Consider the following 21,990-nt stretch of genomic DNA (forward strand, 5'->3'; position numbering starts at 1 on the left):
TAATCCGCAGAAACAGTACAGCAATCTGAAAGCCACACCGCGGCCATAGCTTTCCCGTTTCAGAGCAGTCAGGTGCTCTTGAGGTGTGGAATGTCGTTTTTGCGGGCCTGGCTTGTCGCGGTGGTCGTGGGTGGCGTGTCGATTGCAGCCTCACTTCCGCTGGTGCTGTTGCCGCAGCCGGCCGCGGCGGCGCAGGCCACGGATACGATCGTGGTCGAAGGCAATCGCCGCGTCGAGGCCGAGACGGTTCGCTCCTACTTCAAGGCCGGCCCCAACGGGCAGTTCGACCAGGTGGCTCTCGACGACGGCCTCAAGGCGTTGATCGAGACCGGCCTGTTTCAGGATGTGAAGGTTGTCAGGGCCGGCGGCCATATCGTGGTGTCGGTGGTGGAAAACGCCGTGATCGGCCGCATTGCGTTCGAGGGCAACAAGAAGATCAAGGACGAGCAGCTCTCGGCCGAAATCCAGTCCAAGCCGCGCGGGACTTTCTCGCGCGCGATGGTGCAGTCCGACACGCTGCGGATCGCCGAGATCTATCGCCGTTCGGGCCGCTACGACGTCCGCGTCACGCCTGAAATCATCGAGCAGCCGAGCAACCGCGTCGATCTCGTCTTCACGGTCGAGGAGGGCGCCAAGACCGGCGTCAAATCGATCGAGTTCATCGGCAACAGCGCGTTCTCGTCCTACCGCCTCAGGGACGTGATCAAGACGCACGAATCGAATCTGCTGAGCTTCCTCAGCAGCGGAGACATCTACGATCCGGACCGGGTCGAGGCCGACCGCGACCTGATCCGCCGCTTCTATCTCAAGAACGGCTTTGCGGACGCGCAGGTCGTGGCGGCGCTGACCGAATATGATCCGGACAAGAAGGGCTTCCTCGTCAGCTTCAAGATCGAGGAAGGTCAGCAATATCGCGTCGGCACGGTCGAGTTCCGCTCCAGCATCGCCAGTTTCGACGCGACCACGCTGCGCAACTTCTCGCGCGTCAATGTCGGCTCGCTCTACAATGTCGAATCGGTCGAGAAGTCTACCGAGGAGATCCAGATCGAGGCCTCGCGCCGCGGCTACGCGTTTGCCGTGGTGCGGCCGAGCGGCGACCGCAATTTCGAATCCCACACCGTCTCGGTGGTGTTCAACATCGACGAAGGGCCGCGCACCTATATCGAGCGCATCAGTCTGCGGGGCAATACCCGCACGCGCGACTACGTGATCCGTCGCGAGTTCGACCTCTCCGAGGGCGACGCCTACAACCGCGCCCTGGTCGACCGCGCCGAGCGCCGGTTGAAGAACCTTGACTATTTCAAGAGCGTCAAGATCACCACGGAGCCCGGCTCGTCCAGCGACCGTTTGATCCTGATCGTCGACATGGAGGAGAAGTCGACCGGCGACTTCTCGGTCTCGGGCGGCTACTCCACGACCGACGGCGCGCTTGCCGAAGTCTCGGTCTCCGAACGCAACCTGTTCGGCAAGGGGCTTTTCGGCAAGGCGTCGGTGACTTACGGCCAATATGCCCGCGGGGTATCGCTGTCCTTTGTCGAGCCTTATTTGCTCGACTACCGGATCGCGCTCGGATTCGACACCTACTGGCGTCAGCAATTGTCGAACAGCTATACGAGCTACGGGGTGACGACGCTGGGCTTCTCGCCGCGCCTGGGCTTCGCGTTGCGCGAGGACCTGTCGCTCCAGCTCCGCTACTCGCTCTATCAGCAGAGCATCACGCTCGCTAGCGCCTACAACAATTGCAATAACAACGCAGCCAACACGTCGCTGGCCTTCAACCCGACGCCGGCCTACATCCAGAATGTCGTGGGCGGGGTTGATCCGACGAATTCCACGAGCTCGGGCCTCTACGGTTACGGTTGCTATGGCGATGGCGAAACCAGCCTGCCGGTCCGAAAAGAACTGGCGAGCGGCCCGACCTGGACCTCGGCGCTGGGCTACACGCTGACCTACAACACGCTCGACAACACCAAGAACCCGACCGACGGCGTGCTCGTCGACTTCAAGCAGGATTTTGCCGGCGTTGGTGGCGACGTCACCTATCTGAAGACAGCGCTGGACACCAAGTATTACACGCCGCTGGTCTCCGAGATCGTCAGTGTGATCCATCTTCAGGGTGGCGTCCTCAGCAAGATCGGCGACAACGATCTGCGCATGCTGGATCACTTCCAGATGGGCCCGAACCTCGTGCGCGGCTTCGCCGCCAACGGCATCGGTCCGCGCGACATCACCTATGCCAGCTACGGCGCCACGGGCGATGCGCTGGGCGGCACCAAGTACTGGGGCGCGTCCATGGAGCTGCAGATGCCGTTCTGGTTCCTGCCCAAGGAGGTCGGCCTGAAGGGCGCGGTTTATGCCGATGCCGGCTCGCTCTGGGGTTATCAGGGACCGACCTCGTGGACGGCCACCGGCGAGGTCAATACCAAGGCCTGCCCGACCTGTGGACTGCAATACGACGACAGCAGCGTGGTGCGCTCGTCAGTCGGCGTCGGCCTGATCTGGGCCTCGCCGTTCGGACCGCTGCGCTTCGACTACGCCGTGCCGCTCACCAAGGGCAAATACGACGTGGTGCAGGAGTTCAGGTTCGGCGGCGGAACGTCGTTCTAGCCGGCCAAAATCCGCCGGCATGCATCAACAAACACCTGCGCGCCGGTGACGACGTCGGTGTCGGCGGTGTTCTCGGTCCAGTGGTGGCTGATGCCGCCGATCGAGGGCACGAACAGCATGCCTGCGGGCATGATGGCCGCGAGCATCTGGGCGTCGTGGCCGGCGCCGCTCGGCATGCGCACCGATCGTCCGTCCGCCACGGCCTTGCTCGCCGCCTCGATCGCATCCTGGAAGCGGGAGTCCATCATGGCGGGTGCGCCCACGCGAATCCGCTCCACGTTCACGGTGCAGGGGCCTTTGGCATTGGCCTCGTCCGCCGTCGTTCGCAGCAGTTCTTCCAGCCGCGCGATCACGGCCGGGTTGTCATCGCGGATCTGAAACAGCATTTCGGCACCGCCGGGAATGATGCTCGGCGCGCCCGGATCGAGCGTGATGCGGCCGGTAGTCCAGACCGTACGCGGTCCGCACGCAGCCGGGAAACGCTGGTCGACCGCCACGCAGAATTTAGCCAGCGCGAGGCCGGCATCCTTGCGCACGGCCATGCGCGTGGTGCCGGCGTGGTTCTGCTCACCCGCAAAATTGATGCGGTACTGCCAGATGCCGACGATGGAGGTCACGACGCCGATCGCGAGCTTGCCGCTCTCGAGCGTGTCGCCCTGTTCGATATGCGCCTCAAGATAGCCGACGTGCCGTCCTGGCTCGGCGGCGATGCGCGCGCGTCCGGTAAGCCCCATGTCGGTCAGCGCGTCGCGCATGGTGCGGCCATTGGTGCGGTCGCGTGCGGCGTCGATCTCCGCCTCGGTCACCTGCCCGACATAGGAACGCGAGCCGAGGAAGCTGCCGAAATGACCTTCCTCGTCGCACCACGCAGCGACTTCGACCGCGCCTTTCACGGAGGGATCCGTATTGAGCACGCGCGCCGCCTCGAGCGCATAGACGACGCCGAGCGGGCCATCCAGCCAGCCGGCATAGTTCTGGCTTTCCAGATGCGAGCCCGCCAGCAGCTTCGGTCCAGCCTTCGCGCTGGTGCCGAGGATATTGCCGATGCCGTCGATCGCACCAGTGAGGCCGGCTTCGGGCAGCTTCTGCACCAGCCAGTCCAGCGATTGCTTGTGCGGCTCGGAGAAGGTCGGCTTGTGCACGCCGGTCTTGTAGGCGCCCAGGCTACGCAGCGCATTGAGATCGGCGAGGACGCGCTCGCCATTGGCGCGTGGCTTGGTGTCAGGCATGTTCGGCAACCTTCAGCGCCTCGGTGCGGATCTCCTCGACCAGACGTTCCTTGAGCTGGACGAATTCCGGCGTGGTCTTGATCTTGTAGGAGCGTGGATGCGGCAGGTCCACATTGATCTCGGCCTTGATCCGGCCGGGACGCGCACTCATGACGATGACGCGGCTGCCGAGGAAGATCGCCTCCTCGATGTCGTGGGTGACGAACAGCACCGTCTTCTGGTCGCGCTCCCAGATGCCCAGCAGCATTTCCTGCATCAGGGCGCGGGTCTGGTTGTCCAGTGCGCCGAAGGGCTCGTCGAGCAGCAGAATTTTTGGGTCGTTGGCAAGTGCGCGTGCGATCGCTGTGCGCTGCTGCATGCCGCCCGAAAGCTGCTTCGGCCAATGGTTCTCGAAGCCGGACAGTCCGACCTGGCGGATGAAGGCGTCGGCGATCTTGTTGCGCTCCGCCTCGGACACGCCACGCTCGCGCAGGCCGAAGGCGATGTTCGCGCGCACGGTGAGCCAGGGAAACAGCGTGTAGGACTGGAACACCATGCCGCGATCGGCGCCGGGGCCGGTGACCTCGCGCCCGTCGAGCGTGACGCGCCCGCTGGTCGGACGGTCGAGGCCGGCGACGATGCGAAGCAGCGTGGACTTGCCGCAGCCCGAGGGACCGAGGATCGTGACGAAGTCGTTGTTGCCGATGATGAGGTCGGTCGGCTCCAGCGCTCTGGTCGGCGCGTTGCCGTGGCGTGCCGGGAAGATTCGCGAGACCTGCTCGATCTTCAGCGTGGTCATGCGAGCCTCCATGGAAACAGCCAGGCGTTGAACGCCTTGAACATGAAGTCCGAGAGGAGGCCGATCAGCCCGATCACGATGATGCCGAAGATGATCTGGCCGGTATTGAGAAGCGCCTGGCTGTCGGTGATCATGTGGCCAATGCCGGAGGACGAGCCGATCAGCTCGGCGACGATGACGTAGGTCCAGGCCCAGCCCAGCACCAGCCGCAGGATTTCCGCAATCTCAGGGGCGGAGGAGGGCAGCAGCACGCGGCGGATCATGCCGCGGTCGCTGGCGCCGAGCGTGTAGGCGGCTTCCACCAGATCGCGCCGCGTCGCGCCGACGGTGACTGCAATCATCAGGATGATTTGGAACACCGAGCCGATGAAGATGACCAGCAGCTTCTGCAACTCGCCGATCCCGGCCCACAGGATGAGGAGCGGGATGAAAGCGGAGGCAGGCAGATAGCGCGCAAAGGAGACGAATGGTTCTAGGAAGGCTTCGACCGGCTTGTAGGCGCCCATGAGCACCCCGAGCGGCACCGCGATAATCGCGGCCAGCGCAAAGCCGCCGACAACGCGCCAGATCGTCATGCCGATGTCGTAAAGGAAGCCTTGCTTGGCCAGGAGGTCATAACCTTCCTGCACCATGGTCAGCGGATTGGCGAGGAAGGTCTTCGATACATGGCCGCCGAAGGTCGCCCAGGACCAGAGGGCGACGAACAGCACGAAGAACGCGAGGCCGTAGGCCACGCGCTGCTTCGATGTCACGGAATCCAGGGGACGCATCAACTATCTATCCGAATGGTCGATCAGGCTCCGGTCCCGCCTCGCGGCGGGACCGGCAGCTCGTTGAAGCTTACTTGATGAAGCTCGCGTCGTAGAGGTCTTCGACCTTCGGTGCGGCCTTGATGATGCCGATCTCGAGCAGAAGCTCGGCGGCATCCTTGTTGAAGGCGAGGAAGTCGCCCGCGAAGAACTTCTGGTTCGCGGCCTTGTCCTGCCAACGCAGGTACTTTGCCGAGTTGCCGAACGCCTCGCCGGTCTGCTTCACGTCGGCGCCCATGATCTCATAGGCCTTGGCCTGGTCCTTGGCGATCATCTCGAGCGATTCGAAATAACTGTCGGCCAGCGCCTGCGCTGCCTTCGGGTTCTCGGTAAGGAATTTCGGCGTGCAGCCGAACGTGTCCATCACGATCGGGTAGTCCAGCGTGGTCGCGATGATCTTGCCCTTGTCGGGTGCGGCGCGCACGGTCGACAGATACGGCTCGTAGGTCATCGCGGCGTCGTTCTGGCCGGAGACGAAGGCCTGCGCGGCCGCGGCCGGCTCGAGGTTCACGACGGTGACGTCCTTCACCGTGAGGCCGTTCTTCTTCAGCATCCAGGCCAGCGCGAAATAGGGCGAGGTGCCGGGCGCTGAAGCCGCAACCGTCTTGCCCTTCAGCTCCTTGATCGACGTGACGTCGTTGCGCACGGCCATGCCGTCGGCGCCAAAGCTCTTGTCGAGCTGGAAGATCTGCTTGGTCGCGACGCCGTTGGCGTTCCAGGAGATCCAGGTCTCGACCGTGGTCGCCGCGCACTGCACGTCGCCGGAGGCAATCGCGAGGTGGCGGTCCTTCTGCGGGATCTTCTTGATGGTGACGTCGAGGCCGTTCTTCTTGAAGATGCCGGCTTCCTTCGCCAGCGTCAGCGGCGCGAAGCCGGTCCATCCGGAGATGCCGACACCGACCTTGACGTCGTCGGCGAGCACGGGAGTGGCGGCCGTAAGCGCAATGATTGTCGCAAATACTTTCGAACTACGCATGATTGTCGTCCTCTTGCCGATCGATGGATTGACGTCCTGTTGATCTCTGTCGGTCTGTGGGGACCGTTGCCCGAAGCGTTGCACGATTTGTGCCGACATCGTTCTCTCAACCTCCCTTGAATCGGGCGACAAGGCGGTGAGAGTCACCGGGATAGAGCAGGCGCACCGCGGTGATGGTGCGCGCGCTACGCCAGGTATAGCGGTCGATCACCAGGCAGGGCGCGCCGACGGCGATGTCGAGCGCCTCCGCGGTGCGATCATCCGCGACAATGGCGCTGATCGTATGCTCGGCCTCTGTCCACGGGACATGATGAAGCAGCCACGAGCCCGGCGGCTCGCGCGAGAAATCCGCCGTTGCAGCATTCGGCACAGAGGCGAGATCGATCAGCCGGTCCTCGACCGCAAAGGGCACATTGTCGGCGCTGTGACGGCAGGCGATCGAGACCACCTTGCCGGCTTTCTTGACGCCAAGACGCTCGCGGTCGGCAGCGGTCGCGGCGCGCAGCTTGCGGCTGATCAACTCGTAGCCGTAACCGCGCCCGAGTGCGGTGATCTCGGCGCGGATGTCGGCAATCTTGAGCACCGCCGACTGGTGCTGCGGCCGCCGCACGAAAGAGCCGGCACGGCGGCGCCGCTCGATCAGGTCGGCCTGCGCCAGCTCCGACAGCGCCTTGTTCACCGTCATGCGCGAGCAGCCGTAACGTGCGACCAGCTCGTGCTCGAAGGGAATGCGATGGCCCGGCGGCCATTCGCCGGTCAGGATACGCTTTTCGATATCGGCGCGGATCCGCTTGTAGAGCGTCGGCTTGTCGGCAGCATCAGTCGCGAGGCTCATGCGACGAGCCTCCGCATTGATGCATTGAAGCGTTCGCGCGCGGACCGGCGCAATTTGTGCTGCCCGCTTTCAACGATCTTGTTGCCGCCGGCCCAGACGCAATCGATCGCGCCGTGGCCTGCCGCAAAGATCCAGCCGTCGATCACGGCGTCGCGCGCGCGTCCCCCCAGCGACGGATGCGCGGCATCGAGCGTGACGATATCGGCACGCGCGCCCGGCGCGAGGCCCGCAGCCGGCTGCGCCAGCGCCCGGGCCCCGCCCGCAAGGGCATCGTCGAACAGCGTGCGCCCCGTCGAACGGCCGACGCCACCGGACAGCACGTTGCGCGCGCGATGCTTGAGCCGCTGGCCATATTCAAGCTGGCGCAGCTCGTCGGCGACGCCGACGAGCACGTTGGAATCGGTGCCGACACCAAACGCGCCGCCAGCGTCAAGAAATTCGCGTGCCGGAAAAATGCCGTCGCCGAGGCTCGCCTCGGTGACAGGGCAGAGACCTGCCACCGCGCCGGTCTTCGCGAATGCGCTGACTTCTACATCCGTCATGTGGGTCGCATGAATGAGGCACCAGCGTTGATCGACCGGGGCATGCTCAAGGAGCCATTGCACCGGGCGTCGTCCCGACCAGGCCAAGCAGTCCTCGACTTCCTTCACCTGCTCAGCGGCATGAATGTGTACCGGCCCGCCTTCGGCGAGTGGAATGATCGCCGCGAGCTCGTCCGGCGTCACCGCGCGCAGACTGTGCGGCGCGATCCCGATATTGGCGCCCGGCAATGCCGCAATGGCCTTGCGCGAGGCAGCCATCAGTGTGGCGAACTGATCGACCGAGCAGATGAAGCGGCGTTGACCATCGTGAGGCGCGGCGCCGCCGAAGGAGCCGTGCGCATAAAAACTCGGCAGCAGCGTCAGGCCGATGCTTGAGGCTTCAGCAGCCCCTGCAATGCGCGCGGCCATCTCGGCGGGATCGGCGTAGGGCGAGCCGTCGCGATCGTGATGCAAATAATGGAACTCGCCGACGCGGGTAAAACCCTGCTCCAGCATCTCGACATAAAGCAGTGTCGCGACAGCGGCAACATCGTCCGGCGTCATCGCTAGCGCAAAGCGATACATCGTCTCGCGCCAGGTCCAGAATGTATCGGTGCTATCGCCGCGCAGCTCGGCAAGTCCCGCCATGCCTCGCTGGAAAGCGTGGCTGTGCAGGCTCGCAAGTCCCGGAAGCGCGATGGCGTGGCCCTCGTCGCCCGCGGCCGGCGCGACGCCCGGCGTCACCTCCGCGATCGCGCCGGCGGTGATGACCACCTGCACGTCATTGGCCCAGCCCGAGGGCAGGAGCGCGGAGGCGAAATGCAGTCGGGACATGATGACACGCCGGCTGGACAGAACCGGCTTACGATTATATGTCTAGACATATAAGTCAAGCATCCCAGGGCGCAGGGACTTCGCGAAGGGACAGTGGCATGGCAGAGCGCTTCGACCGGATCTGGCACAACGCCCGGCTCGCTACGATGCGGGCCGACCGTCCCGATCTCGGCGAGATCGAGCATGGCCTGATCGCCATACGCGACGGCCACGTCGCCTATGCCGGTGCAGCTGCGGATTTCCCAGCGGATGCGGACGCCGTCCAGCGGATCGATTGCGAAGGGCGCTGGATCACGCCGGGCCTCGTCGACTGCCACACCCATCTCGTCTATGGCGGCAACCGCGCGCACGAGTTCGAGCTGCGCCTGAAGGGCGCGAGCTACGAGGAGATTGCGCGTGCCGGCGGCGGCATCGTCGCGACGGTGGCCGCGACGCGCAAGGCGAGCGAAGCCGAGCTGGTCGCGAGCGCGCTGCCGCGTCTCGATGCGCTGATCGGCGAGGGTGCCACCACGGTCGAGATCAAGTCCGGCTATGGGCTCGACACCGAGACCGAGATGCGCCAGCTCGCGGCCGCCCGCAGCCTCGGCCGTCAACGGAGAGTCTCGATCCGCACCTCCTTCCTCGGCGCGCACGCGCTGCCGGTGGAGGCCGACGGCGACAAGGATCGCTATATCGATTTCGTCTGCAACGAGATGCTGCCGGCTGTCGCAAAGGCGGGCCTTGCCGATGCCGTTGATGCCTTCATGGAAGGCATCGCGTTCTCGGCGGAGCACACGGCACGTGTGTTCGAGGCGGCGAGGGCGCTTGGGCTGCCGGTCAAGCTCCATGCCGATCAGCTCTCGAACCTCGGCGGCGCTGCGCTCGCTGCAAAATTCTCCGCGCTCTCCGCCGATCATCTGGAGCATACCGACGAGGCCGGCGCTGCGGCGATGGCGAAGGCCGGAACGGTGGCCGTGCTGCTGCCCGGCGCCTTCTACTTCATCCGCGAGACGCAAAAGCCGCCGGTCGAGGCCTTTCGCAGGTACGGCGTCCCCATGGCGCTCGCGACCGACTGCAATCCCGGCAGCTCGCCGCTGACCTCGCTGCTGCTCGCCATGAACATGGGTGCGACGCTGTTCCGGATGACGGTGGCCGAATGTCTCGTCGGTGTTACCCGTGAAGGCGCGCGGGCACTCGGCGTGCTCGATGAGACCGGCACGCTTGAGGCCGGCAAATGGTGCGACCTCGCGATCTGGGACATCGAGCGTCCCGCCGAGCTCGTCTACCGCATCGGCTTCAATCCGTTGCACCGCCGGGTGTGGAGGGGCCAATGATGGAGCCGCGCGCAGCGATCGTCGTCAAGCCGGGAACGGTGAGCCTCCACGACCTCGCGCGCGTGCTGGCAGGTGCGCCCGTGATACTCGATGCCGCGTTCTGGCCGCGCGTCGAGGCGGCCGCGGAGATCGTTGCGAAGGCCGCGCAGGCCGCTGCTCCCGTCTATGGGATCAACACCGGCTTCGGGAAGCTGGCGTCGAAGCGGATTCCGCCGGACCAGACCGCGCTGCTTCAGCGCAACCTCATCGTCTCGCATTGCTGCGGTGTCGGCCCGGCGACGCCGGAGCCGATCGTGCGGTTGATGATAGCGCTGAAAATCGTCTCGCTCGGGCGCGGTGCCTCCGGCGTACGCCGCGAGGTCATCGAGCAGCTCCAGGCCATGCTGGCGCGGGGCGTGTATCCGCTGGTGCCACAGCAGGGCTCGGTCGGCGCCTCCGGCGATCTCGCGCCGCTTGCCCACATGACGGCGGTGATGATCGGCGACGGGCAGGCGATCGTCGACGGCAAGGCGGTGCCGGGCAGTGAGGCGCTCGCCGCGGCCGGCCTTGCGCCGTTGACGCTCGGCCCCAAGGAGGGTCTCGCGCTGATTAACGGCACGCAGTTCTCGACTGCCTATGCCATTGCCGGCGTGCTGCGCGCATTTGGCCTGCTGCGCGCCGCCCTTGTCACCGGCGCGCTGTCGGTCGATGCGGCGATGGCCTCGACGGCGCCGTTCCGTCCTGAGATCCAGGCGCTCCGCGGTCATCCCGGGCAGATCGCCGCGGCTGCGACCCTGACTGCGCTGCTCGACGGCAGCGATATCCGCCTGTCCCATCTCGAGGGCGACGAGCGCGTGCAGGATCCCTATTGCCTGCGCTGCCAGCCGCAGGTCGCGGGCGCCGCGCTCGACCTGATCACGCAGGCCGCGCGCACGCTGATCACCGAGGCCAACGCTGTCACCGACAATCCGCTGGTGCTGGTCGAGACCGGCGAGATCGTCTCCGGCGGCAATTTCCACGCGGAGCCGGTGGCCTTTGCCGCCGATACGATCGCGCTGGCGCTGTCGGAAATCGGCGCGATCAGCGAGCGGCGCATCGCGACGCTGGTTGACCCCGCGCTCAATTTTGGCCTGCCGCCGTTCCTCACCCCCGATCCCGGAATCAATTCCGGCTTCATGATCGCCGAGGTGACGGCCGCCGCACTCTACGCCGAGAACAAGCAGCGTGCGGCGGCCTGCTCGATCGACTCGACGCCGACCAGCGCCAACCAGGAAGACCACGTCTCGATGGCCGCCCATGCCGCGCGGCGGCTCTCCGACATGGCCGACAATCTCGCCGCGATTTTAGGCATCGAGCTTCTGGTCGCAGCGCAAGGCATCACGCTGCGCGCGCCGCATGCGACCAGTGCGCCGCTCGTCGCCGTCATCGCGGCATTGCGTGAGCAAGTGCCCGCGCTCGGCGCCGACCGCTACATGGCCGGCGATCTCGCCGAAGCCGCTGCGCTGATCGAAGCCGACGCACTGCCGGCCGCGGCGCTCACGGCGCTTCCAATCGATCCGTTCCCACAACTTGACTGAACAAGACTCGTCTGAAGAGGTCTTCATGAACCGCCGACTGGACAATGACCGCATCATCCGCGCCCCCCGCGGCAGCGACATCAGCGCCAAGAGCTGGCAGACGGAAGCACCGCTCCGTATGCTGATGAACAATCTCGATCCTGATGTCGCGGAGCGCCCGAGCGAGCTCGTCGTCTATGGCGGCATCGGCCGCGCCGCGCGCGACTGGGAGAGCTTTGACCGGATCGTCGCGTCGCTGCGCGAGCTCGAAGGCGACCAGACCCTGCTGATCCAGTCCGGTAAGCCGGTCGGTGTTTTCCGCACGCACCCGGATGCGCCGCGCGTGCTGATCGCGAATTCGAACCTCGTGCCGCACTGGGCGACGCTGGATCATTTCAACGAGCTCGATCGCAAGGGTCTGATGATGTACGGCCAGATGACGGCGGGTTCCTGGATCTATATCGGCAGCCAGGGCATCGTGCAGGGCACCTACGAGACCTTCGTCGAGGTCGGCCGCCGCCATTATGGCGGCAGTCTTGCCGGCAAATGGATTCTCACCGCCGGTCTCGGCGGCATGGGCGGCGCGCAGCCGCTGGCGGCGACCATGGCCGGCGCTTCGATGCTTGCGGTCGAATGCCAGCCGAGCCGCATCGAGATGCGCCTGCGCACCGGCTATCTCGATCGACAGGCCGCGACGCTCGACGAGGCGTTGGCGATCATGGCGGAGTCTGCCAAGACCAAGAAGGTGGTCTCGGTCGGTCTGCTCGGCAATGCCGCGGAGATTTTCCCCGAGCTGGTGCGCCGCGGCGTCAAGCCCGACATCGTCACCGACCAGACCAGTGCGCATGATCCGATCAACGGCTATTTGCCGAAGGGCTGGACGCTGGCCGATTGGGAAGCCAAGCGGGCGTCTGATCCGAAGTCGGTGGAGCGTGCGTCGAAGACATCGATGGTCGAGCACGTCCAGGCCATGCTGGATTTCCACGCGCAGGGAATCCCGACGCTCGACTATGGCAACAATATCCGCCAGATGGCGCAGGATATGGGCCTGAAGAACGCCTTTGATTTCCCCGGCTTCGTGCCCGCCTACATCCGGCCTCTGTTCTGCCGCGGCGTAGGGCCATTCCGCTGGGCCGCGCTCTCGGGTGATCCCGAGGACATCTTCAGGACCGATGCCAAGGTCAAGGAGCTGATGCCCGACGACCAGCATCTGCACAATTGGCTCGATATGGCCAGGGAGCGCATCAAGTTCCAGGGCCTGCCGGCGCGGATCTGCTGGGTCGGTCTTGGTGATCGCCATCGCCTCGGCCTTGCCTTCAACGAGATGGTCGCGCGCGGCGAGTTGAAGGCGCCGATCGTGATCGGCCGCGATCATCTCGACAGCGGCTCGGTGGCAAGCCCGAACCGCGAGACCGAGGCCATGAAGGACGGGTCGGATGCCGTGTCCGACTGGCCCTTGCTCAACGCATTATTGAATTGCGCCAGCGGTGCGACCTGGGTCTCGCTGCATCACGGCGGCGGCGTCGGCATCGGCTATTCGCAGCACGCCGGGATGGTGATCGTCGCCGACGGCACGCCGGAGGCCGCCACGCGCATCGAACGCGTGCTCTGGAACGATCCGGCCAGCGGCGTCATGCGCCATGCGGATGCGGGGTACGACATCGCGATCGACTGCGCCCGTGACAAGGGGCTAGAGCTGCCGAGCCTGACGAAGTAGCGGCGGCCTTCACTTCGCCAGTTGAAGCGCGGCCGTCTGCTTGGCGAGCTGCTTGTCGAAATCCTCCGACAGGCCTGTGGCGTAGGTCGCGAGCTCGCCGGGCTTCACGAACGGATTTGGCGTGGCGCTCTTGATCTGCTGCGCGCGCTTGTCCTGCATGCCGTAGACCTCGGGATGCGGCCCGAGCAGCACGTCGACCTTCATCGCCTTGGCCTTGGCGAAGGTCGCGCGGTAGTCGTCGACGATGCCGGGATAGGTCGGCTGGCCGACCAGCCGGTTCAGCGCCACGGTGCCGCTGCAGAAGAACAGCACCTGGCGGTCCTGGTCGCCGTCCTTCACCGTCATCTCCCAGCTGGTGCAGCCCGGCGAATGGCCGGGTGTCTCATGCGCCGTCAGCGTGGTGTCGCCGAGCGTAACCTTGTCGCCTTCCTTCACCGTGCGATCGACCTTCACCGGGGCAAAGCCGAGGTCCGCGTTCTTCTCGTCGCCCGGATAGTAGCCGCCTTCGAGCAGCGGCTTGTCGCGTTCGCCCGCGACAAGCTGCGCGCCGCTGTCCGTCTTGATCTCGGCAAAGCCGCCGGTGTGATCGAGATGGGCGTGGCTGTTGAGGATGTATTTGATGTCGGCGACCTTGAAGCCGAGCTTGGCGATGTGGTCCTTGATCATGCCGGTCGACTGCGGCATCGCGGTGTCAATCAGGATCAGGCCCTGCGACGTCTTGATGACATAGACGGCGATGCCGTCGGTGCCGACATAATAGATGTTGTCGATGAGCTGGAATGGCTCGAACGGCGCCGTCCACTTCACCATGACCACCGCCAGGAAGTCCTTGATGGTCTGGGCCTGCGCAGCAGGTGCGAAGAATGCCAGCGCGCACAGCGCGGCCGCGAGCTTTCTCATGGATTGTCCTCCCGATTGTTGTTGTCGTTGCGACCGCAGGTGACGCCCGCGGATCGACCAGGCCCACGCTAAATGCTGCGCGATGGGGCAGCAACGGCCTGATGCTCGAAAAATTCCGCGTCATGCGCGGAATAACGGTCGCTGTCCTGTTTGAGCATGGCGGCGATTGCTGCACTGCGCCGATCGCGTTTGACCGCATGCGGGCCGACCGCCATACTTTGCGTCAAGACGGGCCAGCAAGGACTCGTCAGCACCGGGAGCTGAAATGACCAAATCATTGTCCGTCGTCACGGGGGCGCTGATGTCCCTCGTCTGCTTGGCTTCGACAGCCTTCGCGCAGCCGGCCTGCGTGACCCAGAACATGGCCGTGCCGCCGGGCGCCAACACCACCGACAAGGCGGCGCCGTTCTTCATCGACACCACCGGCCTCGATTTCAAGACCACGCCGCCGACGCGCGATCCCTCCAATCCCAACTATCCGCGTGCGACCGAGCTGCCCGACGGCACGCTGCCGCCACCGGGTGCGGAAGGCAATTTCATCATTGGCCCCACCCACAATCCCGCGCCCGAGACCATCGCGAAGGAGGGCGTGCCGCGCGGCACGACAAAATCATTCACGCTCTCGTCGAAGGACAGCACGATCTACAATCCCGGCCTGATCCGCGACGACGTTGCCGGCTGCACCAATTCCTCGATCATGACGACCGTGACCGCGCCGGACGACAAGTCGAACATGATCGTCAACACCAGCCATCCCGGCATCTGGTCGCGCACGATCGACGTCTATGTGCCGGCGCAATACGTACCCGGTACCGAGGCGCCCTTCATTGTGATCGGCGACGGCGGCTCTGCCGCCTACAAGGATCTCCCGGCCACACTCGACAATCTGATCGCGCAGCGCCGCGTGCCGCCGATGATCGCGATCCAGATCGGCAATGGCGGGCAGGATGCGCAGGGCAGTCAGCGCGGCCGTGAATATGACGCGGTGTCGGGGGCCTACGCGCAGTTCGTCGAGCGCGAGGTGCTGCCGCTCGTCGAGCAGAACGCCGGCGTCGAGCTCACCAGGAACCCCGAAGGACGCGCCACCATGGGGCTGAGCTCGAGCGGCGTGGCAGCCTTCACCATGGCCTGGTTCTATCCCGATCTCTATCATCGCGTGCTGGCGTTCTCACCGACCATGGTCAACCAACAATGGCCGCATGATCCGTCACTGCGTGGCGGCGCCTGGGAATATCACAGCACGTGGGCGGGACCGGCGGGCCCGAACCTGATCTCGAAGGCGGGCGTGCTGACGCCGGCCGAACCGCCTGGCGTGCCGCTGATCGTCGCCGCGCCGACCAAGCCGATCCGCTTCTGGTATTTCGGCGGCGACCAGGACCTGTTCTATCCCAACCCAACCATTCCCGACGGCATGCACGACTGGACCTTGTCGAACGCCGTGATGGCGAAGGTGCTGGCGGCGAAGGGTTACCACTACCAGTTCCTGTTCGTGCGCAATGCCAAGCACGTCGATCGTCCGACGATCGCGCAAACGCTGCCTTCGGCGCTGGAGTGGGTCTGGAAGGGCTATCCGATCCCTTGAGTCATCGCAGAAGGATCAGGCGAGGGCGGCCTGACGTTCCCGCACCGCCTCGCGGGTGCGATCGGCGCCACGCGGCTCGGCGAGCCGGGTGAAGCTGCGCTGGCCGGCATGCACGGGTGCCTCGACGATCACGCCTTCGCAGACGATCTGGCCGCCGAGCATCCTGAATTCGAGCTTGTCGTAGCGCGGCATCGTCTCGCCGGGCTCGGGCGGCAGCAGTCCGATGCGGCCCTGGATGTTCAGCGTGGCATCGCCGGTGCCGTGAAGCCGCGGATTCCACATCCTGACCCCGGTCTCGGCCCAGCGTTGCCGGATCAGCGCGGCGCGATCGGGGGGTTCCACGACCTTTGCACGAGTCTTCGGCGCAGCGGCGATCGTCTCCTCTGCGACAACGGCTGCGACGGGCGTCTCATCGACGGCAACCGGTTCGGGCTCCACGGAAGCTACGGATGCGGGTTCGTCTTCCGTGACGAGCTCGGAGGGCTCGACCGAAACCGTCTCCGTCGCGACAGGCGCGATGAAGACCAGCTCCTCAAGGCCCGGCTCGACATTGGCCGGAAGTTCCGCAGATGCCTCGCTGATGATAAGGGGCTCAGGCGCCCCGATGGCTTCGACTTCGACAGTCGAGACCGGGACCTCTTCGACGACGTCGGGTTCAACATCCGTCGAGTGTTCCGCAGGCGGATCACTGCTGATGACTTCGGGCGCGTCGACCGTCCCGCTCGCAACACCAACCGAAGAGATCGAAGCTTCTTCCTCGATGACCGACTCTTCATCCGCAGCGCTACGCGCCACCTCGAGACTGCCGCTGTGCGGCAGAGGCCGTAGCCGGTTGAACGCCCATTTCACCGCAGGAATGCGGCTCAGCAACGATATCAGTCTCGAAAGCACTGGGAGTTGTCCAAGAGATACTCAGGCCGTAGGCAATCGCTGATTCGCCAGCAATGTGAAAAACTGCCCCGGCCGTCACACCCCTGTCAATCTAGGCGGGACCAATTGCAGAACATCTGCACAGTCTCGCGCGCCGCGGCGTTCATTCGAAATGCATCGATGCGAGTGGATCTTGGTTGCGATCGGGCTGGTGCGTTGGCGCAAGCGGGATGGCCGCGCGCTCGGTCTTGCGGATGTGTGGATGTGCGAGGGCGTGCTTGTGCACCAGCGCCATGGTGAGCGCTTCGCATTCCGCCTGTTCGCCGCGCCATGCGCAGTCGATGCTTGATGACTGTTCCGGCCAGGCCTGCGCCGGGCCGGCGATCGCAAGCGACAAAATGATCCGCAAGGCGGCGATGATGCTTGTCTTTGTCATGGGACGCTCCAAACCGTTCTATCGAATGGATCGGGCGAAACGGACAATATTCCGCGTTGCCACATGATCGTGCGGCAACTCACGCGAGGTTTAGCGGCCGTGAGGCAGGCGTGAGGGCGTTCCCTTCGCGAACCGGTCCGGCGCGCGATCTGCTCGATCTGCCGACGACGCCGAACGTCGAGCTTTCCTACGTCATCCTTCCCGACTAATTTGAAAGTCCATGGGCGTAAGGACGACGCAATGAAAAAGCTTGCCGCCATCGCAGCGGTTCTGGTCTGGTCGACATGTGCACTGGCGCAAGACCGCAGCATTACCGTGGCCTCGACGACATCGACGGAGCAGTCGGGGCTGTTCGGCTATTTGCTGCCGCTGTTCTCGACGGCCGAAGGCATCGAGGTCAAGGTCGTGGCCGTCGGCACCGGCCAGGCGCTGGACATCGGCCGGCGCGGCGATGCCGATGTGGTGTTCGTCCATGACAGGCCGGCCGAAGACAAGTTCATGTCCGAGGGGCAGGGCGTGAAGCGTTTTGACGTCATGTACAACGATTTCATCATCGTCGGCCCGAAGAGCGATCCCGCAAGAATTGCTGGTGGAAAGGACGTCGCTGAGGCCCTGCGTAAAATCGCGGCGTCAAAGGCGCCGTTCATTTCGCGCGGCGACAAGTCCGGCACGCATGCGGCCGAGCTGAGATTGTGGAAGGAGGCCGGCGTCGATGTCGCGATCGGCAAGGACAGCTGGTACCGCGAGATCGGCCAGGGCATGGGCCCGGCACTCAACATGGCGTCGTCGTCGAGCGCCTACCTTCTGTCGGACCGCGGCACCTGGCTGTCGTTCAAGAACCGCGGCGAGCTTGCGATCCTGACCGAGGGCGACAAGCGGCTGTTCAATCAGTACGGCGTCATGCTGGTCAATCCGGAAAAGCATCCGAACGTGAAGGCGATGGACGGGCAAGCCTTCATCGACTGGCTAATCTCGCCCAAGGGGCAGGACGCGATCGCCGGCTACAAGGTCGGCGGCGAGCAGCTATTTTTCCCCAATGCGTCCCACTAGCAGGAAGGCGAGTGTCGAGACCGCCACGCTGAGCGCGAGCAGGATCAGCCCGAGCCCGAGTGCCAGCGGCAGGTCGCCCTTGCTGGTCTCCAGCGCGATCGCGGTGGTCATCGTGCGGGTAAAGCCACGAATGTTGCCGCCAACAATGATGATGGCGCCCACTTCGGCGATGGCGCGTCCGAACGCCGCGAGAAAGGCTGTCAGCAGCGAGGTCCGGCCGAGTGCGAACAGCAGGCCGATGCTGCGCAGCGTCGATAGTCCGTCGATCCGCGCAAGGTCGCCATATTCCGCCCACAGCAGGCTCGCCGGCCGGTGCACCAGCGCGACCACGATCGGGGTCGCCAGCAGCGTCTGTGCGATCACCATGGCCGCCGGCGTGAACAGCAGGCCGGCGGCGCCGAGCGGACCGGATCGCGACAGCAGAAGATAGAGCGCCAGTCCGACCACGACCGGCGGCAGGCCAAGCAGCGCATTGGTCAGCACGATGACGACCTGCCGCCCGCGGAAGCGGGTGATCGCAAGAAAGGCCCCGAACGGCGCGCCGATCAGCAGTGCGACGATGCTGGCCGTCAGGCTGACGCGCACCGAGAGGGCGACAATGCCGACCAGCTCGGGATCGGCTTCGCCAATCAGCGTGAAGGCAGCAACGACGGATCGTGCGAAGTCGTTCATCCGGCCTGATGCCCCGGTGCAGGGCCGAATGTCCTGGAATGGTCGATGTCGTGGCTGCGAAGTTGCTTCACACTTGGTCCCTGCCGTTCGTGCCGACAAGTTAGAGAATACAAGGTCTCCTCCGACGGGCAAAACACTCTGCCAACAGCGAGCTCCCGATTGTCAAGCCAGTATCACGAAAATATACCGCTTTACCGAAATTCGGAATTGGCGTATGTATCGTTCCAGCTTACCCGGCACGAGGGACGGATCGCGAGTCGTCCGGTACGTGGGTGAGTTGCGGTGGACGCGGGCGCGCGTCGGCACGCAGGGGTCGGGAGCAGGGCGAGCGGAGGATTGAGCCGAACCTCGTGAGCTCCGGCCGCGTGTGACGAACGGCGCGTGCTGCGTACGGCAAAACCGTGTGGTCCTGACTGTCGTCGCTACAGTCAAGCCTTGCGGAAGGCGGCAGCGGGCCAACCGGCTCCTCGTCGCCATCTTTTCGCAAGGCGACGGAGGCCAAAGGAATTCGGCTCCGGGGAGGGCACGGCATAAGCCGTCAAACCACTCGCGCAGGGAAGGTCGGGATGTCTCGGCTGCCCTGTACGCCGCTGTGCAGTTCTCCACTGCGCTACCCGCGCACAGCGGACCGCGGGTGCCAGCCGGCGCCCGGCCTTCCCTGCGCCCTCGGCAATCCCGGGGGCGAAAACGAGCCGCAAAACTCGGGCCAAAACGGTCGCGAGACCGCGAAATCATGCCCTTCGCGAGCGGAAAGGCGACTTTATTCTCGCCACGGATGCTTTAAGGAAGAGCCTGGATGCGGCGCAGCACTTTGGCGGCCGCGGATCGAAATTCGGGTCAAACCGGGCACGCCGTAGTCGATTGCGGGCTCGCTCAACGAGAAGGACGTCAGGCTATGATCAATACCGTTGGCATCATCGGAGCAGGCACCATGGGCAACGGCATCGCCCAGATCTGCGCCGCGGCCGGGCTTTCGGTCGTGATGGTCGACATCTCCGATGCGGCAGTGAACCGCGGCATTTCGACCGTCGGCGGCAGCCTCGAGCGCCTGGTCAAGAAGGAGAAAATGTCGGCGGCCGATCGCGAGGCGACGCTCAAGCGTATCACCGGCACGACCGATCGCGCAAAACTCTCCGATTGCGATCTCGTCATCGAGGCCGCGACCGAGAACGAGGAGCTCAAGGTCAAGATCCTGAAGGACCTCTGCGCCGCGCTGTCGCCGCGCACGCTGCTTGCGACCAACACCTCGTCGATCTCGATCACCAAGCTTGCCGCCGCCACCGATCGCCCCGACCGCTTCATTGGCATGCACTTCTTCAACCCGGTTCCGGTGATGGCGCTGCTGGAGCTGATCCGCGGCTTGCAGACCTCGGACGACACCCACGCTCAGGCGCTTGATTTCGCCCAGCGCGTCGGCAAGGTGGCGATCACGGCCAAGAACAGCCCTGGCTTCGCGGTCAACCGCATCCTGTGCCCGATGATCAACGAGGCAATCTTCGCGCTCCAGGAGGGCATCGCAACGGCGGAGGAAATCGACGCCGGCATGAAGCTCGGCTGCAACCACCCGATCGGGCCGCTGGCACTGGCCGATCTGGTCGGGCTCGACACCATGCTGTCAGTGATGGAGGTCTTTTATAAGGGCTTCAACGACCCTAAATACCGTCCGGCCCCCTTACTCAAGGAAATGGTCGATGCCGGCCATCTCGGCCGCAAGACCGGGCAGGGCTTTTACACTTACGGCGCCTGATTTGGCGCGGGCGGCGGGCTTAGCGCCCGTCGCTCACTCCCGCAATTTGCGCTGCGACAAAGACGCCGCGTGCAATTGGCCCGACAATGTCGAACGGGCGGCTCGCGGGAACAACAAAAAACGGAAAACAAAGGACATGTCGGATCGACTGAAGGCCGAGCGGGAAGCTGCGGCCGAATGGCGGAACCTGCTGACCCTGAATGCGATCGAGCGCACCGGGATCACCGAGGAGATGATCGGGGAACTCGTCACCCGTTTCTACGGCCGCGTCCGCGAGGACACGCTGCTCGGACCGGTGTTCGCAATCGTGCAGAATTGGGACGAGCATCTCGAGAAGCTCAAGGGGTTCTGGTCGTCGGTGGTGCTGATGAGCGGCCGCTACCATGGCTCGCCGATGCGGGCGCATATGCCGCTGAGCCTGGTCGGCGATCATTTCGACCGCTGGCTCGATTTGTTCGAACAAACCGCGCGCGAAGTCTGCCCGCCGCCGGCGGCTGCGCTGTTCATCGACAAGGCGCGTCGCATCGCCGACAGTTTTGAAATGGCGTCGGCCACCATCGCCGGCCGCATCGCGTCGCCGCGTCACGTGCTCAGGTCCTGAACACGACTGGTTGCGTTGCGCTGTTAAAAGCGCGTTGCACCAATTCCAACATGATCAGTCTGATCTGCAAAATGATCATGCCGATCGCGCGGCATGACGTTGAAATGGCAAAAACCCGTTTGAATGCGTTCAATCGCGTTCAATCAAAGCGAGCAAAGCCATATTGATGCATTGCGGCGCCAATTCTTCGCCTTCATTTCGGCAGAGTTCCAGCGCCTGCTACCGTGCATGTCGCGCGCATCATTCAATATCACTTTATCATCCCCCGGCAGCACTGCGGAACCCGAAGCCGATGTGAGCGCGGAGCAAACGCGGCGAACATTGCTGCTCGGTGCACTCGCCACCACCGCCTGTCTCGGCTGTTCCGCGCCAGCGCGTGCGGGCGAAGATCCGCCCGGATCGGACGAACGTCCGCAGAAGGGCGACATGCTCGTGTTCTCCGAAGGCGATCACGAAGGAAAGCTCATCAAACCGGCTGATCTGACGGCTGGCGGCCCGCCGGTGCATGCCTGGCCGCAGGATCCCAAGACATCGGTGGTGCGCAATGCCTCGCGGCTCAACGAGATCCTGATCATCCGGCTCGATGCTGCCGAGCTCGACGAGCAAACGCGCGCGCGTGCCGTCGACGGCATCATCGCCTATTCGGCGATCTGCTCCCACGCCGGCTGTCCCGTCACCGCCTGGGTCAAGAGCGATGTCGGCGACAAGGAGGTGTTCAAATGCATGTGCCACAACTCCGAATACGATCCCCGCGCCAGCGCGCAGGTGGTGTTCGGGCCGGCGCCGCGGCGGCTCGCCGCGCTGCCGCTTGCGCTCGCTGACGGTTCGCTCAGCGTCGCGGGTGGATTCATCGGAAAGGTAGGTGGCGCGCAGCCGGGATGATGGACGTGCGGGTCGTGCCCGCGTCACAAGAGGCCGCATCCGCCGAGGGGCGGACGTCGGGACGAACGACAAGAATTCAAAACAAGAATTCAAACG

Annotated in this window: 20 protein-coding genes; 9 read left to right on the forward strand and 11 right to left on the reverse strand. The window is 64.7% G+C overall.

Annotated features, from left to right (window positions below; translation table 11 throughout):
- Positions 1 to 90: 90 nt before the first annotated feature.
- A complete protein-coding gene (bamA, locus tag FXB38_RS37750) occupies positions 91 to 2,607 on the forward strand; it encodes an outer membrane protein assembly factor BamA (protein ID WP_148756005.1) in 2,517 nt (838 codons plus the stop codon).
- On the opposite strand, the gene FXB38_RS37755 is transcribed toward bamA, so the two are convergent.
- The 6 genes from FXB38_RS37755 to FXB38_RS37780 all read right to left on the reverse strand — a co-directional run bounded on the left by FXB38_RS37755 (position 2,604) and on the right by FXB38_RS37780 (position 8,589).
- Positions 2,604 to 3,836 (reverse strand): Zn-dependent hydrolase, encoded by a 1,233-nt coding sequence (locus tag FXB38_RS37755; RefSeq protein ID WP_148756006.1) that lies wholly within the window; start codon positions 3,834 to 3,836, stop codon positions 2,604 to 2,606. The two genes, bamA and FXB38_RS37755, sit on opposite strands and share 4 nt — an antisense overlap.
- Positions 3,829 to 4,614 (reverse strand): ABC transporter ATP-binding protein, encoded by a 786-nt coding sequence (locus FXB38_RS37760; RefSeq protein WP_187435427.1) that lies wholly within the window; start codon positions 4,612 to 4,614, stop codon positions 3,829 to 3,831. Before FXB38_RS37760 ends, FXB38_RS37755 begins: the two co-directional genes overlap by 8 nt.
- Positions 4,611 to 5,384 (reverse strand): ABC transporter permease, encoded by a 774-nt coding sequence (locus FXB38_RS37765; RefSeq protein ID WP_148756051.1) that lies wholly within the window; start codon positions 5,382 to 5,384, stop codon positions 4,611 to 4,613. The genes FXB38_RS37760 and FXB38_RS37765 overlap by 4 nt, the downstream gene beginning before the upstream one ends.
- A gap of 70 nt (positions 5,385 to 5,454) precedes the next feature.
- Entirely contained in the window at positions 5,455 to 6,399 is a 945-nt protein-coding gene (locus tag FXB38_RS37770) for an ABC transporter substrate-binding protein (RefSeq protein ID WP_148756008.1), read from the reverse strand.
- Between the two features lie 106 nt (positions 6,400 to 6,505).
- A complete protein-coding gene (gene hutC, locus FXB38_RS37775; RefSeq protein WP_148756009.1) occupies positions 6,506 to 7,234 on the reverse strand; it encodes a histidine utilization transcriptional repressor HutC in 729 nt (242 codons plus the stop codon).
- Complete coding sequence (locus tag FXB38_RS37780) at positions 7,231 to 8,589, reverse strand: formimidoylglutamate deiminase (RefSeq protein WP_148756010.1); 1,359 nt, start codon at positions 8,587 to 8,589, stop codon at positions 7,231 to 7,233. The genes hutC and FXB38_RS37780 overlap by 4 nt, the downstream gene beginning before the upstream one ends.
- 98 nt (positions 8,590 to 8,687) lie before the next feature.
- On the opposite strand from FXB38_RS37780, the gene hutI reads away from it, so the two are divergent.
- The 3 genes from hutI to hutU are packed head-to-tail and all read left to right on the forward strand — an operon-like array spanning position 8,688 to position 13,154.
- The gene (hutI, locus tag FXB38_RS37785; RefSeq protein ID WP_148756011.1) at positions 8,688 to 9,902 is read left to right on the forward strand and encodes an imidazolonepropionase; all 1,215 of its coding nucleotides are present in this window, start codon (positions 8,688 to 8,690) and stop codon (positions 9,900 to 9,902) included.
- On the forward strand, positions 9,899 to 11,458 hold the full coding sequence (gene hutH, locus FXB38_RS37790; protein ID WP_148756012.1) for a histidine ammonia-lyase: 1,560 nt from the start codon (positions 9,899 to 9,901) through the stop codon (positions 11,456 to 11,458). The genes hutI and hutH overlap by 4 nt, the downstream gene beginning before the upstream one ends.
- A 25-nt stretch (positions 11,459 to 11,483) precedes the next feature.
- Positions 11,484 to 13,154: a urocanate hydratase gene (gene hutU, locus FXB38_RS37795; protein ID WP_148756013.1), complete on the forward strand. Its 1,671-nt coding sequence runs from the start codon at positions 11,484 to 11,486 to the stop codon at positions 13,152 to 13,154.
- A 9-nt stretch (positions 13,155 to 13,163) separates the two neighbouring features.
- Here the strand turns inward: hutU and blaBJP are convergent, their stop codons facing one another.
- Positions 13,164 to 14,054: a BJP family subclass B3 metallo-beta-lactamase gene (gene blaBJP, locus FXB38_RS37800; RefSeq protein ID WP_148756014.1), complete on the reverse strand. Its 891-nt coding sequence runs from the start codon at positions 14,052 to 14,054 to the stop codon at positions 13,164 to 13,166.
- 68 nt (positions 14,055 to 14,122) lie between these two features.
- Positions 14,123 to 14,269, reverse strand: a complete 147-nt coding sequence (locus tag FXB38_RS43275; protein ID WP_187435428.1) for a hypothetical protein — start codon at positions 14,267 to 14,269, stop codon at positions 14,123 to 14,125.
- A 50-nt stretch (positions 14,270 to 14,319) separates the two neighbouring features.
- Here FXB38_RS43275 and FXB38_RS37805 point away from each other — a divergent pair, with 50 nt between their 5' ends.
- Positions 14,320 to 15,636 (forward strand): alpha/beta hydrolase, encoded by a 1,317-nt coding sequence (locus FXB38_RS37805; protein ID WP_148756015.1) that lies wholly within the window; start codon positions 14,320 to 14,322, stop codon positions 15,634 to 15,636.
- Between the two features lie 15 nt (positions 15,637 to 15,651).
- Here the strand turns inward: FXB38_RS37805 and FXB38_RS37810 are convergent, their stop codons facing one another.
- The gene (locus FXB38_RS37810; RefSeq protein ID WP_148756016.1) at positions 15,652 to 16,506 is read right to left on the reverse strand and encodes a hypothetical protein; all 855 of its coding nucleotides are present in this window, start codon (positions 16,504 to 16,506) and stop codon (positions 15,652 to 15,654) included.
- 163 nt (positions 16,507 to 16,669) lie between these two features.
- Entirely contained in the window at positions 16,670 to 16,954 is a 285-nt protein-coding gene (locus FXB38_RS37815) for a hypothetical protein (RefSeq protein ID WP_187435429.1), read from the reverse strand.
- 228 nt (positions 16,955 to 17,182) lie between these two features.
- On the opposite strand from FXB38_RS37815, the gene FXB38_RS37820 reads away from it, so the two are divergent.
- Positions 17,183 to 17,992, forward strand: a complete 810-nt coding sequence (locus tag FXB38_RS37820; protein ID WP_148756018.1) for an ABC transporter substrate-binding protein — start codon at positions 17,183 to 17,185, stop codon at positions 17,990 to 17,992.
- Here FXB38_RS37820 and FXB38_RS37825 read toward each other — a convergent pair.
- Positions 17,966 to 18,664, reverse strand: coding sequence for an ABC transporter permease (locus FXB38_RS37825; protein WP_148756019.1), 699 nt, complete (start codon positions 18,662 to 18,664; stop codon positions 17,966 to 17,968). The two genes, FXB38_RS37820 and FXB38_RS37825, sit on opposite strands and share 27 nt — an antisense overlap.
- 895 nt (positions 18,665 to 19,559) lie before the next feature.
- Here FXB38_RS37825 and FXB38_RS37835 point away from each other — a divergent pair.
- From FXB38_RS37835 to FXB38_RS37845, 3 genes are all read left to right on the forward strand, one after another.
- Positions 19,560 to 20,411 carry a 3-hydroxybutyryl-CoA dehydrogenase gene (locus FXB38_RS37835; protein WP_148756020.1) on the forward strand — a complete coding sequence of 284 codons (852 nt, stop codon included), beginning with the start codon at positions 19,560 to 19,562 and terminating at the stop codon, positions 20,409 to 20,411.
- A 136-nt stretch (positions 20,412 to 20,547) separates the two neighbouring features.
- Positions 20,548 to 21,012, forward strand: coding sequence for a group III truncated hemoglobin (locus FXB38_RS37840; protein ID WP_148756021.1), 465 nt, complete (start codon positions 20,548 to 20,550; stop codon positions 21,010 to 21,012).
- Positions 21,013 to 21,240: 228 nt separating this feature from the next.
- Complete coding sequence (locus FXB38_RS37845) at positions 21,241 to 21,894, forward strand: QcrA and Rieske domain-containing protein (protein WP_148756022.1); 654 nt, start codon at positions 21,241 to 21,243, stop codon at positions 21,892 to 21,894.
- The last annotated feature ends 96 nt before the right edge of the window (positions 21,895 to 21,990 follow it).

The organism is Bradyrhizobium cytisi, from assembly GCF_008123515.1.
GTDB classification, from domain to species: domain Bacteria; phylum Pseudomonadota; class Alphaproteobacteria; order Rhizobiales; family Xanthobacteraceae; genus Bradyrhizobium; species Bradyrhizobium cytisi.

Excerpts from the sequence above, each read along its gene's own strand:
- bamA (WP_148756005.1), top strand. The coding sequence starts at position 91 with ATGTCGTTTTTGCGGGCCTGGCTTGTCGCGGTGGTCGTGGGTGGCGTG.
- FXB38_RS37755 (WP_148756006.1), bottom strand. The coding sequence starts at position 3,836 with ATGCCTGACACCAAGCCACGCGCCAATGGCGAGCGCGTCCTCGCCGAT.
- FXB38_RS37760 (WP_187435427.1), bottom strand. The coding sequence starts at position 4,614 with ATGACCACGCTGAAGATCGAGCAGGTCTCGCGAATCTTCCCGGCACGC.
- FXB38_RS37765 (WP_148756051.1), bottom strand. The coding sequence starts at position 5,384 with ATGCGTCCCCTGGATTCCGTGACATCGAAGCAGCGCGTGGCCTACGGC.
- FXB38_RS37770 (WP_148756008.1), bottom strand. The coding sequence starts at position 6,399 with ATGCGTAGTTCGAAAGTATTTGCGACAATCATTGCGCTTACGGCCGCC.
- hutC (WP_148756009.1), bottom strand. The coding sequence starts at position 7,234 with ATGAGCCTCGCGACTGATGCTGCCGACAAGCCGACGCTCTACAAGCGG.
- FXB38_RS37780 (WP_148756010.1), bottom strand. The coding sequence starts at position 8,589 with ATGTCCCGACTGCATTTCGCCTCCGCGCTCCTGCCCTCGGGCTGGGCC.
- hutI (WP_148756011.1), top strand. The coding sequence starts at position 8,688 with ATGGCAGAGCGCTTCGACCGGATCTGGCACAACGCCCGGCTCGCTACG.
- hutH (WP_148756012.1), top strand. The coding sequence starts at position 9,899 with ATGATGGAGCCGCGCGCAGCGATCGTCGTCAAGCCGGGAACGGTGAGC.
- hutU (WP_148756013.1), top strand. The coding sequence starts at position 11,484 with ATGAACCGCCGACTGGACAATGACCGCATCATCCGCGCCCCCCGCGGC.
- blaBJP (WP_148756014.1), bottom strand. The coding sequence starts at position 14,054 with ATGAGAAAGCTCGCGGCCGCGCTGTGCGCGCTGGCATTCTTCGCACCT.
- FXB38_RS43275 (WP_187435428.1), bottom strand. The coding sequence starts at position 14,269 with ATGGCGGTCGGCCCGCATGCGGTCAAACGCGATCGGCGCAGTGCAGCA.
- FXB38_RS37805 (WP_148756015.1), top strand. The coding sequence starts at position 14,320 with ATGACCAAATCATTGTCCGTCGTCACGGGGGCGCTGATGTCCCTCGTC.
- FXB38_RS37820 (WP_148756018.1), top strand. The coding sequence starts at position 17,183 with ATGAAAAAGCTTGCCGCCATCGCAGCGGTTCTGGTCTGGTCGACATGT.
- FXB38_RS37825 (WP_148756019.1), bottom strand. The coding sequence starts at position 18,664 with ATGAACGACTTCGCACGATCCGTCGTTGCTGCCTTCACGCTGATTGGC.
- FXB38_RS37835 (WP_148756020.1), top strand. The coding sequence starts at position 19,560 with ATGATCAATACCGTTGGCATCATCGGAGCAGGCACCATGGGCAACGGC.
- FXB38_RS37840 (WP_148756021.1), top strand. The coding sequence starts at position 20,548 with ATGTCGGATCGACTGAAGGCCGAGCGGGAAGCTGCGGCCGAATGGCGG.
- FXB38_RS37845 (WP_148756022.1), top strand. The coding sequence starts at position 21,241 with ATGTCGCGCGCATCATTCAATATCACTTTATCATCCCCCGGCAGCACT.